Below are 16,088 nucleotides of genomic sequence, written 5' to 3' on the forward strand. Positions count from 1 at the left end.
AGGAGGCTGATAATAATGGCATTATTTACTTCAAAAGCGACCGCAGTCGGCGGACGAGCAGGACATATTAAATCCGAAGACGGGGTGCTGGATTTTGACATCATCATGCCGAATGCAAAAAAAGACGGAGAAACCGGCACAAACCCTGAACAGCTCTTTGCGGCAGGATATGCTGCCTGCTTCGGGGGAGCGCTTGAGCTCGCCGCCCAAAAACAAAAAATCGACATGACCTCTGAAATTGAAGGACAGGTCAGCCTTTTAAAAGATGAGAGTGACGGAGGTTACAAAATCGGCGTAACGCTCGTCATTGATACAAAAGATCTTGACAAAGAAACGGCGGAGAAGCTAGTGCACGCCGCTCACGAGTTCTGTCCGTATTCAAAAGCAACAAGAGGAAATGTAGACGTCAAACTTGAATTAAAATAAATCAACGAACGAATATCCCGGATTTTATATCCGGGATATTTTATTAACGAAAACATCAGTAATGATCTCTTCTCTCCCGGAATAAGAATACGATATAGCACTTTTGCATAATAACACCAAGAGAAAAGAGGGAGAAATCGATGTCTCTTCCAAACATACCGAACATCACCCCCGACATTACACTCTCCAGATGTGAGACCCTGAACCTCCTTCTTTCATCCGTGGCTATGGAAGAAATCGGACTATCCCATATTCTGCAGGCGGAAGCGGAAAGGATTCAAATGTTTCTCGGCGCTTCCGGCGATCCCTCCTTGGAGGAATTGTCATCAATCAATAGAAGCACTGAACGGCTCCTGCGCACCGTCATGAAATCACAACTCCTTTTGCAGACGAAGCTTGAGGACATTATCTTCTTACAGGATTCTGAAGTCTGTATGGACCCGGACGACCCAAGCAATCCGAGTAATCCGGGCGATCCTGATGACCCGTGGAATCCGGATGATCCAAGTAATCCGAGTGATCCGGGCGATCCTGATGACCCGTGGAATCCGGACGACCCAAGTAATCCGAGTGATCCGGGCGATCCTGATGACCCGTGGAATCCAGACGATCCCAGTGATCCGGAAGATCCGTGTGACGGCCTGTTTTACGGCCGCATTGGCTGCTGTGAGTGCGGGGATTGTGAGGACTGCGGTTGGAAGAAAAAAGGCGGGGAGCGTTCATAAAAAAAGAGACGGGTGAAGCATATGCCGTATCCAAGCATCTCAAAAGCGAAACAGGCATCTTTTGAAGCCTTGCATTGTCTCACGATGGCGCTGTTACATATATTATCTGTGACCGTGGATAAAAGAAGGGGTTCAAATTACAAAGAAGAAATCAGGCTGTTCTCCGCATTGTGCCGCTGGCAGATGGAAACAGGCGGCCGTCTGTTTTTAATGATCAGCTTGGAAGAAGAGCAGAAGCAGATGTATGAGCGGCACTTTCTTGAAATGAAGACAGTTACGGAACGAACGAAAAAATTCATTTCTGAAAGCCCGCGCGAATTCCGGGCGCATCCGATTACGAAGCGGGCTGTCAGGCAGCTTCAGGAATGGAATACGGAAACTGCCGAACCTGCCGTCAGATGGGTGCGGCCTGTCATCATCACGATGAACGGCACTCCTGAACGGCCTTGGTTCAATCAACAACTCCAAAATCGGGAAAGGTGAGAAAATGAGCGGAAATGCTGAATGTAAACTGACTCTTTGCATGATTGTGAAAAACGAGGAGAGATACATCTCCCGTTGTTTATCAAGTGTACAAGACATCGCTGATGAGATCGTCATCGCAGACACCGGATCACAAGATAATACAAAAGATATCTGCAAAAGCTTTCAGGCAAGAGTGTTTGATTTCGAATGGGAGAATGATTTCGCAAAGGCCAGAAATTACGCCCTGCAGCATGCCGAAGGAGATTGGATTTTAGTGCTTGACGCGGATGAAGAGCTCGATCAGGAGACGGGCCGTTTTTTAACTTCGCTGCTTCATGACGGATTACCGAGCCGGGGCCTTTTGAAAATCATCAATTATACGGGGAAGCAGCTCGATGAAAACGAAGCGTTTGAAAGCATGCAGCCGAGACTGTTCCGCAATCATAAAGGCCTTCTGTATCAAGGCAGAATTCACGAGAATATCTCGGCTTCCAATGAGGAAGAAAACAATGCTTTTTTCACGCTCCCATGTGTGATTCATCACTACGGCTACTTGGAGCAGGAAGAAAAGATCAAGCAAAAACATAAACGGAATATCAGCATTTTAAATGAAGAGCTTTCAGAGGAAAATCCTGATCCGTGGCTTGTCTATCATTTGGCAAGTGAATGCTACAGAATCAAAGACTATGAAAAAGCATTACATCTTGTCAACGGCTCAATTTTTCAATTTTTAAGCGAAAAACGAATGCCTCCGTCTCTCCTGTATTATTTGAAATATACAATATTGCTTGAGCTCAAACGGTATGAAGAAGCCGAACAAGGGATTGAAAAAGTGCTCAAGCTATATCCTGATTACAGCAATCTTCATTATTATAAAGGCCTTGTATTATATCATTTGGAAAAGTACAGAGCGGCAATCAAAGCATTTGAAAACGGAACGCAGGTTGAAGGAGAAAACGCTGGTCACTTCATTTTAAAAGGTGCCGCCGATTTCAGAGCCTTTTATTATATGGCGAAATGCCATGCTGCATTAAACCATGATATGACGGCCATCGCTTACGCCAAAAAATCCGTGAAGTTCAATCCTCAATTTAAACCCGCGAAAGAACTTCTGTCTCAATTAAAAAAGGATCAGCGGACAAACGCCTGATCCTTTTTTTGCATGTTCCATTAAGATAATCGAATAATGTTTAAAGCTGCACCGACGCTTCCTCCAAGCAATGTGGCCGCACCCAATAATCCGAACAGCTGAAGCTGGATGGTGCTGCCTGCTGGCAAAGTCACAATAAAGGAGTTATTAAAGTTTGCCAAAGACGCGACCGGGGCGATAATCGAACTTGCAGGAGGAGTGCCGTTGATTAAAATACGCGAACTTACAAGCAAGCCGGCCGTTAAATTAATATGGTAGGAAATATAGTACCGTCCCTCCGGAGCAACGGTAAATATGGTATTTGCGGCATTAGCCGTAATATCTGCCGAAAGGTTTTGTTCATTCGGTAAGGAAATGGTCGTGCCGCCGACAATAACTGCGACAACACCGCCGCCCGTATTGCTCGCATAGCCGGAAGTTGCTGTCAGACTTGTTCCGGTGCTTCCGGTCGGTCCGGTGCCGCCAGTAGCGCCGGTAATTCCAGTCGGTCCGGTGTCGCCAGTAACGCCGGTGCTTCCGGTCGGCCCGGTGGCGCCAGCAGCACCGGTAATTCCAGTCGGTCCGGTGTCGCCAGTAACGCCGGTGCTTCCGGTCGGCCCGGTACCGCCAGTAGCGCCGGTGCTTCCCGCCGCAGCTAAAAGTGTATAGTCAGCTGAGGCTCCAGGGGTTCCCGCCGGGCTGTTTACGTTTGCGACATAGGAGCTTCCGTTATACAATACAACCTGTCCGGGTGTATAAGTAGGGGCAATCAGCGGATTAAAAGCGACAATCCCTTGAAGGCCCGCACCGGTGACCCCCGTCGGTCCGATCGCTCCGGTTGGCCCCGTCGGTCCGACTGCTCCCGTCGGTCCCGTCGGCCCCGCCAGTGTAGGGATATTTGAGATACTGTCCAATTTTGAACCGAGAAGAAGCTCCTGTTTCATTAAGCTGTCAAGCGTATCACGGACGCTCTCATTCAGGTTAAAAATATCCGCAAGACTTGACGGGGGCCCTGTTAATCCGGGAATCGTTCCGAGCGCGTATTGGATTTTTTCCCCTTCCGCATTCAGAATATGTGCCATTCCCAGCTCTTCCATAGCAATTGACGAAAGAAGAAGGTTAATGGTATCGTCTCTGGAAAGTGTAACGACAGGGGTGATATTGGGCAAATTAGGCTGTGACACAATGTCCCTCCTTATGAGTTGGCTGAAAATCATTTTATTGCGAACAAAGTTCCCCGAAATGAGCGTAAGCAGTACTGTATCAGTATATTCACGGATTCTGTCCAAGTTTCTGAATGGATTCCCTTCATTAACCAATTGAGCGGGTTATACCGCTGTTTTTGATTTCATCATATATGAAGGAAATACTTTAAATATAGAGAAAATACATCGCACAGCATTCGCAAATCGGTCAAAATGACAGCGGGACATGTGATCGTCTATAAAGCGATGGCTATATATCTTGTGCGTTTCCTGCAAAAACTCTCTTTTTCATTTCAAGTTTTCTGTATAAAAGGGCGAGAAGCATGGATGGGATCGTACAAACAATCATTCCGATAAAGGCATACCGGGGTTCAATTTCATATAAAAAACCTCCGAAAATAGTAAATACCGCAGTGCTCCAGCTGAGAGCAAGCGCTGAATATATGCCTTGGGCTTTCGGGATTTGCGCGGGTGAAATATTTTTAATTAAGTATTTCATAAATGCATAGTGTCCCATCGCGAATGAACAGGCATGCAGCGTCTGCGCAATACAGAAAATGATGACATGCGGAAAGGCAAATACGAGTATCCAGCGTACAGTAGCACCAAGCGCCGCCAAGGCGAGCAAAGAGCCTGCCGTAAATTGATGAAAGTATCGGTCAGCGATTGCAAAGAAGATAATCTCCGCGATAACGGCGATGTTGATGATGATTCCGATGGCATATGCGGGCGCATCGATTTCCTGCAAAAAGAGATAACCGTAATTGTAATAAGACGCGTGTGCCGCCTGCAGTAAGATAACGATTGCGAGCACCAGACCGAAATATTTGATGCGGAATAAGGCAAACATGCCCTCTTTTCTTGCGCGGTCTGTTTCCGGCCGTTTTGAAAGAACAGCTGGCGCATGCATAAAGCTGAGGCATGCGAATATCAGGGTGCCCAAAAGCAGTGCCCATAAAATCGCTTGATCTCCGAATATACCTGTAAAGACGGACAGGAAGACGCCGGCTGAAACAAAACCCGCGGACCCCCACTGGCGGCTTGTCCCATAGGCCTTTAATTCGTTATGCTGTACAAGGACGCCGCAAGCGCTGTCTAAAGCAGGCATTAAAGCAGGATAAAACACATGCAGCACTAATGTGACAAGAAGCAGGCTTTGAAAAGAATCAGCGGGAATATAACATAAAAGTGCGAGAAGCGTCCCGATTCTGGCGCCGTTTAATAAGGCTTTGCTGCTGAATTTTCCTGATAAATAAGGGAAGAAAAATAATGTGGAAATCCCTCTTGCCGCCAGACCTAGGCTCATAATGAAACTGGCTTCGGATACGGAAACCCCTTTTATATGCACCATCCATCCCGTCCAATAGGGCAGAAAAACACCCCATGTCATAAAAAAACTAAAAAAATGCAGACTCATCCAGCGATATGCTTTCATTCCCGTTCCTCCTTTAATTGGCATGTTATCATGTAAAGACATAAAGACAATATGAGATATCTCATATTTTTGGGGTGGACGATGGAAATTTATAAAGGCGAGAAAAAGCGGCATCAGTTAGAAAAACACTCAATCGCGCATTTATTCTCTTTCCCCGCTGAAGAGTTTATGGAAGTGCGCGAATATGAGCGGGACGAATGGATTATTCAAGAGGGCAGGAGGCCTGACTTCCTGTTTTACGTGATTGAAGGAAAAGCGAAAATATATGTAACCCACCAAAACGGGAAAGTTTCTTTAATTAATTTTATCAACAAAAATGATTACATCGGAGAGATGGAACTATTACATGAAGTGTATTACACAAAAGGAATTCAAGCCTCAGCGAAGACTGTTTGTTTTGCTCTGCCTATTTACCGCTGCCGCGCGCAATTGCTGCAGGATGCGAAATTCCTGCGTGAGCTGGCTAAGTTTTTAAGTGCTAAAGCAACGCTTATGGCTTCGAAATATTCACAAAGTCTGGCGTTCCCGCTTGAAAACCGTCTGGCCGATTTTATTTTGCAGACGGCTTATGAAGGGGTTTATAAAGAGAAGCACGTAACGGTCTGTGATTATTTGGGTGTATCTTACCGTCATCTCTTGCATGTGCTGACGCAATTCTGCCAAAAAGGGTATTTGCAAAAAGAAGGGCGGGGCTATCAAATTAAGCAGCATGATTCACTAAGTGAACTTGCGAAGGCGCTGAAGAATAAGTAGCACGCCCAGAAAAAACAGCCACCCGCGATTTGCGGATGGCTGTTTTTTTATACAAGCTGAGCTTGTTTTTTTCGTGCCTGTTTCGCAGCGTCGACCATATTTTTTAATGCCGCAACGGTTTCTTCCTGCTGTCTTGTTTTCAGTCCGCAGTCCGGGTTTACCCAGAAGCGGTCAGTCGGACACACTTCAAGCGCGTCATCAATAATTTGATAGATTTCTTCAGTTGCCGGCACACGCGGGCTGTGAATGTCGTATACACCGAGTCCGAGGCCTTTCACGTAAGGATGTTCTTTCAAGTATTCTAAAAATCCTCCGTGGCTTCTGCTGTGTTCGATTGTAATGACATCTGCGTCAAGATCATTGATCGTATCTACGATATCTTCAAAGTTGCTGTAACACATATGCGTATGAATCTGCGTCTCATTTTGCACAGAAGACGTCGTTAACCGGAATGCTTCTGCGGCCCAAGTTAAATATTCATCCCAATCCTGCGTTTTTAACGGCAGTCCTTCGCGGAGCGCGGGTTCATCCACTTGGATAATCTGAATACCGGCATCTTCAAGCGCTTTTACTTCTTTTCTGAGGGCAAGCCCGATCTGGAAGGCGATTTCTTTTCTTGAAATATCCACACGCGGGAATGACCAGTTTAAGATGGTGACAGGTCCCGTCAGCATGCCTTTCATGTGTTTTTCCGTCAGCGATTGGGCGTAGACCGTATCTTTTACCGTCATCGGTTCGATAAATTCGACATCTCCGAAAATGACAGGCGGGCGTACGCAGCGTGAACCGTAAGACTGCACCCATGCATATTTCGTAAAGGCGAATCCGGCCAGTTTTTCACCGAAGTATTCGACCATGTCCGTCCGCTCGAATTCTCCGTGAACGAGCACGTCTAAGCCGATTTCTTCCTGAATGTCAACCCAGCGCTTCGTTTCCGCATTAATAAAGGCTTGGTACTGTTCATCCGTCCAATCTTTTTTCCGCCATTTTTGCCGTGCGCTCCGCACCTCGGCAGATTGAGGGAAGCTTCCGATTGTCGTCGTCGGCAGAAGAGGAAGACCGAGTGATTCATTCTGCAGCGCCAATCGTTCTTCAAAGCTTGCCGGACGGGAGAAATCTTTTTCCGTCAGCTGATTCAGCTCTTCTTTTTGAGCTGAGTTCGCTCCTGTTGCGAATGCTTTTAAAGCCTTAAGTGCCGCTTTTGATTCTTCGATCTGCTCACTGACGGCCGCTTTGCCGGACAGAAGCCCTTCTTTTAAGACGCCGAGTTCCGCCAGTTTTTCTTTAGCGTATGACAGGCCGTTCAGCAAATCCTTTTCAAGATGCTCGTCAGGGTGTTTCGCCACCGGCACGTGCAGAAGGCTGCTTGAAGGCTGAATCCATAACTCCTCAACATCAGCGTGGCTGAGGATATCCAGAGCTGCATCAAGGCGTTCTTCAACATCGATTTTCCAAATGTTGCGGCCGTCGACCACACCGGCTGCCAGTACTTTATCTTTCGGGAAGCCGTGCTTTTTCAGCTGCTCAAGGTTTCTGCCTTTATCATGTACGAAGTCAAGCCCGATTCCCTGTACAGGATAAGAAACGAGTTCTTCATATGCATCAACCGAATCGAAGTATGTCTGCAGGAGGACATTCAGTCCTGAAAGCTCTTTGGTGATCGCTTCATAGAGTTCTTTTGCGGCACGGACGTCTTCAGAAGAAGCTGTCACAAGGGCCGGCTCATCGATCTGAACCCATTTTACGCCTTCAGCTTCAAGTTCTTTCAGCAGCTGAACATAAAGAGGAACAAGGCGCTTTTGAATCGCTTTCGCTTCTGATTCTTCGTATCCTTTCGCAAGCGTGACAAATGTGTACGGACCGACGATGACAGGTTTTGTTTCCGCTCCGAATTCTTCTTTGATCCGGCGGTAGTCGTCAAGCTGTTTGTTTCTCGTCAAACGGAATTCAATGCTTTCGTCATATTCAGGAACGATGTAATGGTAGTTGGTATTAAACCATTTCGTCATTTCACTGGAAACGGCGTCTTTTACACCGCGGGCAATCGCGAAATATGTATCAACGGGATCCGTGATGCTGCGGAATCTCTCCGGAATCCAGTTAAAGCTGACGGCGGTATCAAGCACATGGTCATAATGGGTGAAATCAGAGACCGGCACGATATCGATATGTTGGTCAAGCTGGGTTTTGACAGCTGATAAGAATAAGCCGTCAAGCTCTTTAAGAAACGTTTCTTTATCAGTGTTTCCTTTCCAATAAGCCTCAAGCGCTTTTTTCCATTCTCTGTTCAAGCCGATTCTCGGAAAACCGAGGTTCGAAGTTTTGATTGTTGTCATTAAGTCTCCTCCTTTAAGTGAGATGTAACAAAAAAGCCTCTTTCTCATGAGAGAAAGAGGCTTTAACTTCAAAATGCAAGCCTCTCTTATCTCTCAGATCACGTCTGATGGAATTAGCACCGTGCCTTATGAGACAATTGTCTCGGCGCAAAAATCACGCGCCCCATTTCACAATGGAATTACGGTCGGTTGCTGTTGGGGTCAAAAGGCCAATCCCTCGCCCAACTCTCGATAAGAGAAAGTATTTCAATTTTTTTGAAAAGTTACATCATTTGTTGGTTATCTTATCAGCTTATTCAGATCACTGTCAATAGAAAATCTCACAATTTAAAAATTGGTGATGTGACAAACTGATCAATCATTATACGAGAAAAATATCAGAAAGACAGCAGCTGTGCCTGTTCGGCTCTTTCCATCAGCACTTCAGGCGCGTCTAAATACAGAAATCCGTTCCCGGCCAATGTTTTGGCGATGTCCAAAGGAAGGGTCCGCCGCACGAGCTGGGCGTAGACTTCAGCCTCAGAAAGCGTCCGCTGAAACGCGTCCTGTTCAAGCCCTTTTATTAAGGCAAGCGCTCCGCTCACATGCGGGGCGGCCATTGAAGTGCCCGTCAGCTTCCCGTATTTATGGTTGGGAAGGGTGGAGAGAATATTTTCTCCCGGAGCCACCAGGTCAATCTCTTTATTAGCGTTTGAAAATTCAGACGATTTACGGGCGATTGAGACTGATCCGACTGCGATCACTTCGTTGTAAGCGGCCGGATACGACAGTTCCTCTGTACGCTCGTCTCCGTCGCCTTCGTTTCCTGCCGCGCAAACGACCAGAACACCGCTGTTTACCGCATTTGTGACGGCTTCTTTCAATTCAGGCACATCGTTCGGCCCGCCGAGTGACATGGAAATAATGTCCGCCTTTTGTTCAACGGCGTAGTTGATGCCGTTAATGATCCATTCGTATTTGCCGCTGCCGTTTTGACCGCCGAGAACTTTAACGATTAAAAGGCTTGCTTCCGGCGCGACACCCGAAATTCCGCCGTTTGAATCATTGGCGGCAATCGTTCCGGAAACATGTGTCCCGTGGCCGTTGTAATCGGAAATCGCGTCTTCTTTGCCTTCGTCATCATCGGTGAAGTTTTTCCCGCCGACAATCCGGTCTTTTAAATCAGGATGATTGATGTCGCAGCCTGTGTCAAGCACCGCGATTTTAATATCCTTGCCTTTAAACCCTTTTGCCCACAACTCTGGCGCCTTAATCACTTTAATCCCCTCAGGAAGCTCGTTCACATCCATGATCTGTTCATCCGTGACATAAGGAATCAAATGCATTTCACCATTCATAAAAAAGCCCTCCTTTTTTATGCTTGCGAGTGGATACAAGGGTGTTGCTACTATTTTATGGCAGAGCATGCCGGCCGGAAAGAGTCATTTGAAGCATTTTCATAAAAAAGGCGTAATCTATCGTACTAAAAAATTTCAAATAAATGGATAGTTTAACAGCTTTCATTTTCATTCATGACCCGCTGACGCTATAATTGGAAATGGGAAAGGAGAAGAGATATGAAGATAAGTGAAGCATTATACAGCTATTTTTCAGAACAAGTGGATCAAATTGCGAAAGAGTGGATCGAAACGATGGAAGATTCGGATCCGAATTCGATTTATTCTTTGACAAATCCCGTCATCACAGAAGAACTGACGGAGCAGGATAAAGAATTTTACCGGCATATTAATAAAATGTATATCATGCCGGAAAAAGAATTTTTAGAAGAGTTCGAGCGGTGGGTGATTGAGCTTGCGAAAGACCAGAAGCATCTGGATACTCCCGTCCAGTATGTGGTCCGTGAATTCATGAGAAACCGGAGACTATACATCAGTTATTATGATGCGTTTGCCGATAAACATGAATCTTCGTTTGCTCAGGGAGAAAGGAAGAAATGGGAGAATTTAATTACGCAAGTATTTGATTTTACGATTTACACGTTTGTCGATCATGCTGAGCATAACTCAAAAATGCAGCTGAATGCGCAAAGAGAAATGATTTTGGAGTTAAGCTCGCCGGTTATCACGCTGAGCAAACGGACGGCGCTGCTGCCGCTTGTCGGCGATATTGACACGGAGCGCGCCAAATTCATTCTTGAAAATACGCTGAGCACATGTGCAAAACGGCTGATTGAACATCTGTTAATTGACCTGTCGGGTGTAGTGGTTGTCGATACGATGGTGGCGCATCAGATTTTTAAATTAATTGAGGCGCTGAAATTGATCGGCGTCACGTCCACTTTATCCGGAATCAGGCCGGAAATCGCTCAAACCGCCGTACAGCTCGGCATTAATTTCTCAGATATTACGGTCAAGTCCAATCTCGCTCAGGCTCTCAATTATCATCAATAACATACATAACAAAACAGGCTGCCGAATCACTCCGGCGGCCTGTTTTTATATAAACAACAATGAAATGAGCCAGCTTGCCCCGAATAACAGAAGCACGAGCAGGAAAAAGCACCAGTCGGCGCGGCGCACAGTAACAGTTCTGTAAAACGTGCGGTTTCGGCTCCCCGTAAAGCCTTTAGATTCCATCGCGATCGCCGTGCGTTCCGCCTTTCTGATTGCGCCTGCCAATAGCGGAATGGTGAAGCGCCTGAAGGCGGAGAGCTTTCCTTTCAGCCCGGAATCAGACGCCGCACCCCTGATTCTGTGCGCCTGCCGGATGATCAGGATTTCATCTTTCAGAAGAGGGAGAAACCGGAATCCCGCGATAACGCCGTATGCAAGCTTGGGCGGCAGCTTACACTGCTGAATCAGACTGAGCATGAACAGAATCGGATCGGTTGTAAAAAGAAACATCATCGACAAAGCGGAAAAACATAGAATACGAAACGCGATAGAAATCCCGAGCGCCGCGTTATCACTGTTGACGGCAATCGGCCCGAGCTTAAACAGCAGATTGCTTCCGGTTGTCGGGACGTTTCCGAATACGGCGGCTGTCCATAAAGAACCGAAGGCCAGAATGACAAACGGAATCGTGAACAGCAGCCATTTTTTCAGCGGCACACGCCCCGCCCAGAGGACGCCTCCCGCAATGATGATATAAAACAAAGCAGGGGTGTACGGATTATAAATAAACGACAGCATAATGACGCATAACAATACAGCCGCCGCCTTTATTGACGGGTTAACAGCCTCCAGCCGCAAGTTCATTTCTCCGCCTCCTGTCGTGTTTCATCCATTCATACCGCAGCGGCAAAGCCAAATGCGCCTGCTCGGCGATCCCGGTGTTATCAGAAAACAAAGCGTCGGGAGTTCCCCGGAATACCAGTTTCGTGCCGCAGAGCACAAGGATCGTGTCGGCATAATCCGAGACGAGTTCCATATCGTGTGTCACCATCAAAACAGCCGTTCCTTCCTTTTGAATCTCACGGAGCATTTGCATACACTCCCGCGCCGTTTTGGCATCCTGTCCGAAAGTCGGTTCATCAAGCATCAAAACGTTCACATTGTGCATAAGCATCGTCGCGACGCTGAGCCGGCGTTTTTGTCCTTGGCTTAAAGAAAACGGATGCTGTGAGGCATGGCGTCTCAGGCCGAATCGGGTTAACAGCTGAAGAGCTTTCTCCTTTGCGGCTCTGTTGCTTTCAAAACCGAACATCAGCTCTTGAATGACGGAATCCGTGACAAACTGGTGTTCAGGATTTTGGAAAACATATCCCATCTGTCGCCTCAGCTCTTTTTCAGAATAGGAATCAATCGGTCTGCCGTCTATTTTGATGTCTCCGCCCAGCGGACGGATGAGCTTGGCCGCGGCAGAAAGGAGCGTGGATTTTCCTGTTCCGTTAGGGCCGGCAATCGCGGTGATTGAACCTTTTTTTACGGAAAAGCTCACATCCTGAAAAATGACGTCTGCTCCTCTTGAGAATGACAGCCCGTGAACGCTCAGCGCGTCTTCTGCCGAAAGCGCGGCGGGCCGGGGTTCGGGCAGAGATGGTACAGGTTCGTGAAACAGATTTTCTTTACGCAATGTAAAAGGAATGCTGACGTGCTCCTGCAATGAGATCACACGCGGAATCGGAATGCCGAGCTGCATCAGCTCTTCAATCTTGGTTTCAAAGATAACGTCCGTCTCTCCGTCCATCACCTTCTGACCCGTTTCGTCAAGCACAATCGTCCTGTCCATCCACTGCGCCCAGTGATCAAGCTGATGTTCGATAACGAGAAGGCCGAAGCCTTTTTTTGCTTGAAGATCTTTGATCAGCCGCACTAATTCACGTGCGGAATATGGATCAAGCTGTGCCGTCGGTTCGTCCAAAATAATGAGTTCCGGTTCCATTGCAATGATACAGGCAAGCGCCACTTTTTGTTTTGAACCGCCTGACAGCGAAGCGATCGTTCGCGTTTTCAGATGAGTGATCTCTAATTTTTCTAAAACGTCATCGATGATTGCGTCCATATCTTCTTTTGTATATTGCAAATTTTCCAGGCCGAAGGCGATTTCATCTTCAACCGTCAGCATGCAAAACTGCTGGTCCGGATCTTGAAACACGACGCCGATGGATCTGGCGGCGGGTTCTGTCAGATGTGAAAGAGGTGTTCCGTATAAAGAAACGGTTCCCGATTGAACCCCATCGCATGCTTCCGGGTACAGACCGTTTAAACAGAGAGCGAGCGAGCTTTTGCCGCATCCGCTCGGCCCGAGCAATAAAGCCCGCTCTCCTTTGCGGAGCTGAAAGGACACGTTTTGAAGAATCGGCTTTTCATCCTGATCATAAGAAAAGGTAAGACGGCCGGCCGATAGAAGGGGCTCAGATGCCTGCATCTTGGTTCACCTGTTTCTTTTTCTTCTTGAATTGTTTTCCGAGCGCCATGCCGTTCAGCACTCCTGTGTAAGCCAGCGCATCACTGATTGCTTTGCCGAGAAGGCCGGCAAGAAGCGCACCTGAGATCAGACGGATGAGAAGCATGACGGCTAATAAACCCGGATTCAAAACAGAGTATCCGGAAACGAGCAAGTCATAAATGAAGCTCGTCACAGAAGACCCCATACCGGATAAAAGAAGCACGGGCAGGGTATACACCCGCCAGCGTGTCGCAAAAAAGACCGCTTCCGCACCGATTCCCTGTGCGATCCCGATCAGAATCACCATCGGTCCTGACGGATTTCCGAGTAAGCACTCCACAAACGCGGCGATGATTTCAGAAACAAGAGCCGCTCCCGGTTTTTGAATAATGTACGCGGCAATCACCGAGACGATAAACCAGATACCATAAATCGGTTCATAGCTCATCCGGCCGAAAAATCCTGCCGCTATATTGCTTGCATGAGTTGATACTAAATAAATGACAGCAAATACAACACTGATGACCGACATGACGACAATTTCTCTCATTTTCCAATTTTTCATTGTGATCTCCTGCTTTCTTATCAGATAGTCGTATGTATGAAAGAGTTGATTTTACAGGCGGTTTATATTCAGTTTCATGTTGTGGTGTCCTCCCCCGTTTTTTAATGAAAAATAAAAAACTGCATATCCGAGGGAATATGCAGCAGCAGAACGAAAACGCATGGGGAAAAACCCTGCGCTCCGGTCAATCTGCACTTCCCCACGCTGGTATTATCCAGATCGGGTTATAAGGGATCAAAACACGCCTGCCGCATGTTTTATCTCAGCCGATAACAGCACCCCTAGTGCGTTTCCTATACAGTTTTTTATGATGACATCATCATAGTTGATCATGTCTGATTTGTAAACAGCCTTTCTTCAAACAGAGTTTGGAATCGGACCGGATGATCATTCATAAAGATAAGTAGAGCCCTTTTGATCAAAAGGAAACGGAGGACATCTATGTTTGTTCATACAGTGCAGTCTGGCGACTCGTTATTTTCCATCAGCAGAAAGTACGGATACCCTGTTGACAGCATCAGAAGCGTCAACGGGCTTGAGGAAACGAATATCGTTCCGGGGCAGGCGCTTTTAATCCCTCTTAATGAATATACGGTTCAGCCGAATGATACGTATGCCGTTATCGCAGGTAAGGCTTATGTGCCGCAGATGCAGCTGATGCAGGCAAACCCGGATATTCCGCCGAACCGGCTGCGGGCGGGTATGAAAGTGAAGATCCCTGATATCTCTAACTATCTTGCAGGAACCCTGCAATTTTATGTCATTCGGACGCCTGAAGCGGATAGAGAGTTAATTAATGATTTTGCGCCGTATTCTTCGGCGATTTCTTTGTTTGAATATCATTTTGGCCCGAATGGAGATATCATTAACGATTTAAACGACAGAACCGCAATAGAAACCACATGGCAGAACAGAGTGCGCCCGCTTGCCGTCATTACGAATCTGACAGAAGGGGGATTCAGTCCGGAATTAGCCCATCAAGTGCTGCAAAATCCGACGGCAAGAACGAATCTCGTCAACAATATCGTCTCCTTAACCGTAAGAAAGGGATACGGCGGTGTAAATATCGATTTTGAACGGGTCAGAGAAGCTGACAGGGACCTCTTCACAGGATTTCTCCGGCAGTTAAAAACCCGGCTTTCAGAACATCAGCTCGCGTTAACGATATCGGTTCCGGCGAAAACAAGTGATGCAGTGCCGTGGCTGAGGGGATATGATTACGGCGGAATCGGAGCCGTCGTCGATTATATGTTCATTATGGCGTACGACTGGCACCACGCCGGCAGTGAGCCGGGACCCGTGGCGCCTTTGACAGAGGTCAGGCAAACGATCAATTTTGCCATCAGCAGGGTGCCGAGAAGAAAAGTGATTCTCGGTGTTCCGCTGTACGGGTATGATTGGGTGATTCCGTACCGTCCGGGAACGATCGGATCCGCCATCTCCAATCAGCGCGCCATGGAAACGGCCATGAAGCATCAATCAGTGATCCGTTATTCCCAGCAGGAGCGTTCCCCTTACTTCCGATATACTGATGAAAATGGAAGAACGCATGAAGTGTGGTTTGAGGATGTGCGGAGCATGAGTGAAAAAATGGTTCTCGTTAGGGAGTTCGGACTGCAGGCGATCGGCGCGTGGCAATTAACGCTCGGTTTCAAACCGGGCCCGTGGCTGCTTAGGAACTTTTTCACGATCCGAAAAATATAGCTGCATGTCCCGCTCCGCAAGTGATTTTTTTCCTATGATAACGGGTCTTCTTTTGGACAATCTAAAATTGAACAGGAGGTCTGTCATATGAAGAAAAGGGAAGAGCAGTATATCAACGAGGCTGAGTATGTACCGCATCCGACAAAAGAAGGGGAGTACGCGCTCATGCTGCATGAATCCTATCATTTCCTTTCAGAAGAGGATGAAAGCGATTTGCCGGAATAAGGGTTTATGCCTTTATTCCGATTATTTTATAGGCATGTGCTGAAATCACAAATTTAAGGTTGACACATTCCTTTTTTTTCTGTAATCTCAGTGTGTCAATTCAAATAAGAACTTCGTTAGGTGAGGCTCCTGTATGGAGATACGCTGCTGCCCAAAAATGTCCAAAGACGCCAATGGGTCAACAGGAATCATCGACATAAGGTGATTCTTAACGCAGCTGGATGGCTGTCCTATGCCATACAGTGCTAAAGCTCTACGATTGGAGGCCCCGCACGTTTATTTGCCGTGCT

At 47.1% G+C, this 16,088-nt stretch carries 15 protein-coding genes and 3 riboswitches; of the genes, 8 read left to right on the plus strand and 7 right to left on the minus strand.

Annotated features, from left to right (window positions below):
* Positions 1 to 15 precede the first annotated feature (15 nt).
* The 4 genes from ohrB to G9F50_RS16115 all read left to right on the plus strand — a co-directional run bounded on the left by ohrB (position 16) and on the right by G9F50_RS16115 (position 2,766).
* Positions 16 to 426 (plus strand): organic hydroperoxide resistance protein OhrB, encoded by a 411-nt coding sequence (gene ohrB, locus G9F50_RS16100; RefSeq protein WP_003154758.1) that lies wholly within the window; start codon positions 16 to 18, stop codon positions 424 to 426.
* Positions 427 to 566: 140 nt separating this feature from the next.
* Entirely contained in the window at positions 567 to 1,151 is a 585-nt protein-coding gene (locus G9F50_RS20480) for an alpha-helical endospore appendage domain-containing protein (RefSeq protein WP_032871298.1), read from the plus strand.
* Between the two features lie 21 nt (positions 1,152 to 1,172).
* A complete protein-coding gene (locus G9F50_RS16110; RefSeq protein WP_012117388.1) occupies positions 1,173 to 1,634 on the plus strand; it encodes a hypothetical protein in 462 nt (153 codons plus the stop codon).
* Positions 1,635 to 1,638: 4 nt separating this feature from the next.
* The gene (locus G9F50_RS16115) at positions 1,639 to 2,766 is read left to right on the plus strand and encodes a glycosyltransferase (RefSeq protein WP_060561790.1); all 1,128 of its coding nucleotides are present in this window, start codon (positions 1,639 to 1,641) and stop codon (positions 2,764 to 2,766) included.
* Between the two features lie 20 nt (positions 2,767 to 2,786).
* Here the strand turns inward: G9F50_RS16115 and G9F50_RS16120 are convergent, their stop codons facing one another.
* Both G9F50_RS16120 and G9F50_RS16125 read right to left on the minus strand, forming a co-directional pair.
* The gene (locus tag G9F50_RS16120; RefSeq protein WP_165417778.1) at positions 2,787 to 3,929 is read right to left on the minus strand and encodes a BclA C-terminal domain-containing protein; all 1,143 of its coding nucleotides are present in this window, start codon (positions 3,927 to 3,929) and stop codon (positions 2,787 to 2,789) included.
* A 271-nt stretch (positions 3,930 to 4,200) separates the two neighbouring features.
* Positions 4,201 to 5,385, minus strand: coding sequence for an MFS transporter (locus G9F50_RS16125; RefSeq protein ID WP_060561788.1), 1,185 nt, complete (start codon positions 5,383 to 5,385; stop codon positions 4,201 to 4,203).
* 81 nt (positions 5,386 to 5,466) lie between these two features.
* Here G9F50_RS16125 and yeiL point away from each other — a divergent pair, with 81 nt between their 5' ends.
* Positions 5,467 to 6,138, plus strand: a complete 672-nt coding sequence (gene yeiL / locus G9F50_RS16130; RefSeq protein ID WP_038463769.1) for a transcriptional regulator YeiL — start codon at positions 5,467 to 5,469, stop codon at positions 6,136 to 6,138.
* A gap of 47 nt (positions 6,139 to 6,185) precedes the next feature.
* Here the strand turns inward: yeiL and metE are convergent, their stop codons facing one another.
* Together metE and G9F50_RS16140 are read right to left on the minus strand one after the other, a co-directional pair.
* On the minus strand, positions 6,186 to 8,474 hold the full coding sequence (gene metE, locus G9F50_RS16135; protein WP_060561787.1) for a 5-methyltetrahydropteroyltriglutamate--homocysteine S-methyltransferase: 2,289 nt from the start codon (positions 8,472 to 8,474) through the stop codon (positions 6,186 to 6,188).
* A gap of 83 nt (positions 8,475 to 8,557) precedes the next feature.
* Positions 8,558 to 8,712, minus strand: a riboswitch (SAM riboswitch).
* A 139-nt stretch (positions 8,713 to 8,851) separates the two neighbouring features.
* Entirely contained in the window at positions 8,852 to 9,811 is a 960-nt protein-coding gene (locus G9F50_RS16140) for a S8 family peptidase (protein WP_060561786.1), read from the minus strand.
* A 219-nt stretch (positions 9,812 to 10,030) separates the two neighbouring features.
* On the opposite strand from G9F50_RS16140, the gene G9F50_RS16145 reads away from it, so the two are divergent.
* Positions 10,031 to 10,864 (plus strand): STAS domain-containing protein, encoded by an 834-nt coding sequence (locus G9F50_RS16145; RefSeq protein WP_060561785.1) that lies wholly within the window; start codon positions 10,031 to 10,033, stop codon positions 10,862 to 10,864.
* Between the two features lie 45 nt (positions 10,865 to 10,909).
* Here G9F50_RS16145 and G9F50_RS16150 read toward each other — a convergent pair whose 3' ends face one another.
* Genes G9F50_RS16150 through G9F50_RS16160 form a run of 3 tightly spaced genes read right to left on the minus strand, consistent with a single transcriptional unit; the run spans position 10,910 to position 13,869 of the window.
* Positions 10,910 to 11,671, minus strand: coding sequence for an energy-coupling factor transporter transmembrane component T family protein (locus G9F50_RS16150; RefSeq protein ID WP_060561784.1), 762 nt, complete (start codon positions 11,669 to 11,671; stop codon positions 10,910 to 10,912).
* Positions 11,646 to 13,283 carry an ABC transporter ATP-binding protein gene (locus G9F50_RS16155; protein WP_060561783.1) on the minus strand — a complete coding sequence of 546 codons (1,638 nt, stop codon included), beginning with the start codon at positions 13,281 to 13,283 and terminating at the stop codon, positions 11,646 to 11,648. Before G9F50_RS16155 ends, G9F50_RS16150 begins: the two co-directional genes overlap by 26 nt.
* Entirely contained in the window at positions 13,270 to 13,869 is a 600-nt protein-coding gene (locus G9F50_RS16160) for an ECF transporter S component (protein ID WP_060561782.1), read from the minus strand. Before G9F50_RS16160 ends, G9F50_RS16155 begins: the two co-directional genes overlap by 14 nt.
* A gap of 179 nt (positions 13,870 to 14,048) precedes the next feature.
* Positions 14,049 to 14,162: riboswitch (TPP riboswitch) on the minus strand.
* A 148-nt stretch (positions 14,163 to 14,310) separates the two neighbouring features.
* Here G9F50_RS16160 and G9F50_RS16165 point away from each other — a divergent pair.
* Together G9F50_RS16165 and G9F50_RS16170 are read left to right on the plus strand one after the other, a co-directional pair.
* Positions 14,311 to 15,573 (plus strand): glycoside hydrolase family 18 protein, encoded by a 1,263-nt coding sequence (locus tag G9F50_RS16165; protein ID WP_007407217.1) that lies wholly within the window; start codon positions 14,311 to 14,313, stop codon positions 15,571 to 15,573.
* Positions 15,574 to 15,660: 87 nt separating this feature from the next.
* The gene (locus G9F50_RS16170) at positions 15,661 to 15,798 is read left to right on the plus strand and encodes a transcriptional regulator SplA domain-containing protein (RefSeq protein ID WP_003154740.1); all 138 of its coding nucleotides are present in this window, start codon (positions 15,661 to 15,663) and stop codon (positions 15,796 to 15,798) included.
* 105 nt (positions 15,799 to 15,903) lie between these two features.
* A riboswitch (M-box (ykoK) riboswitch) is annotated at positions 15,904 to 16,069 on the plus strand.
* Positions 16,070 to 16,088 lie beyond the last annotated feature (19 nt).

The sequence above is a fragment of the Bacillus sp. EKM206B genome, from assembly GCF_011066015.1.
GTDB classification, from domain to species: Bacteria; Bacillota; Bacilli; order Bacillales; family Bacillaceae; genus Bacillus; species Bacillus velezensis.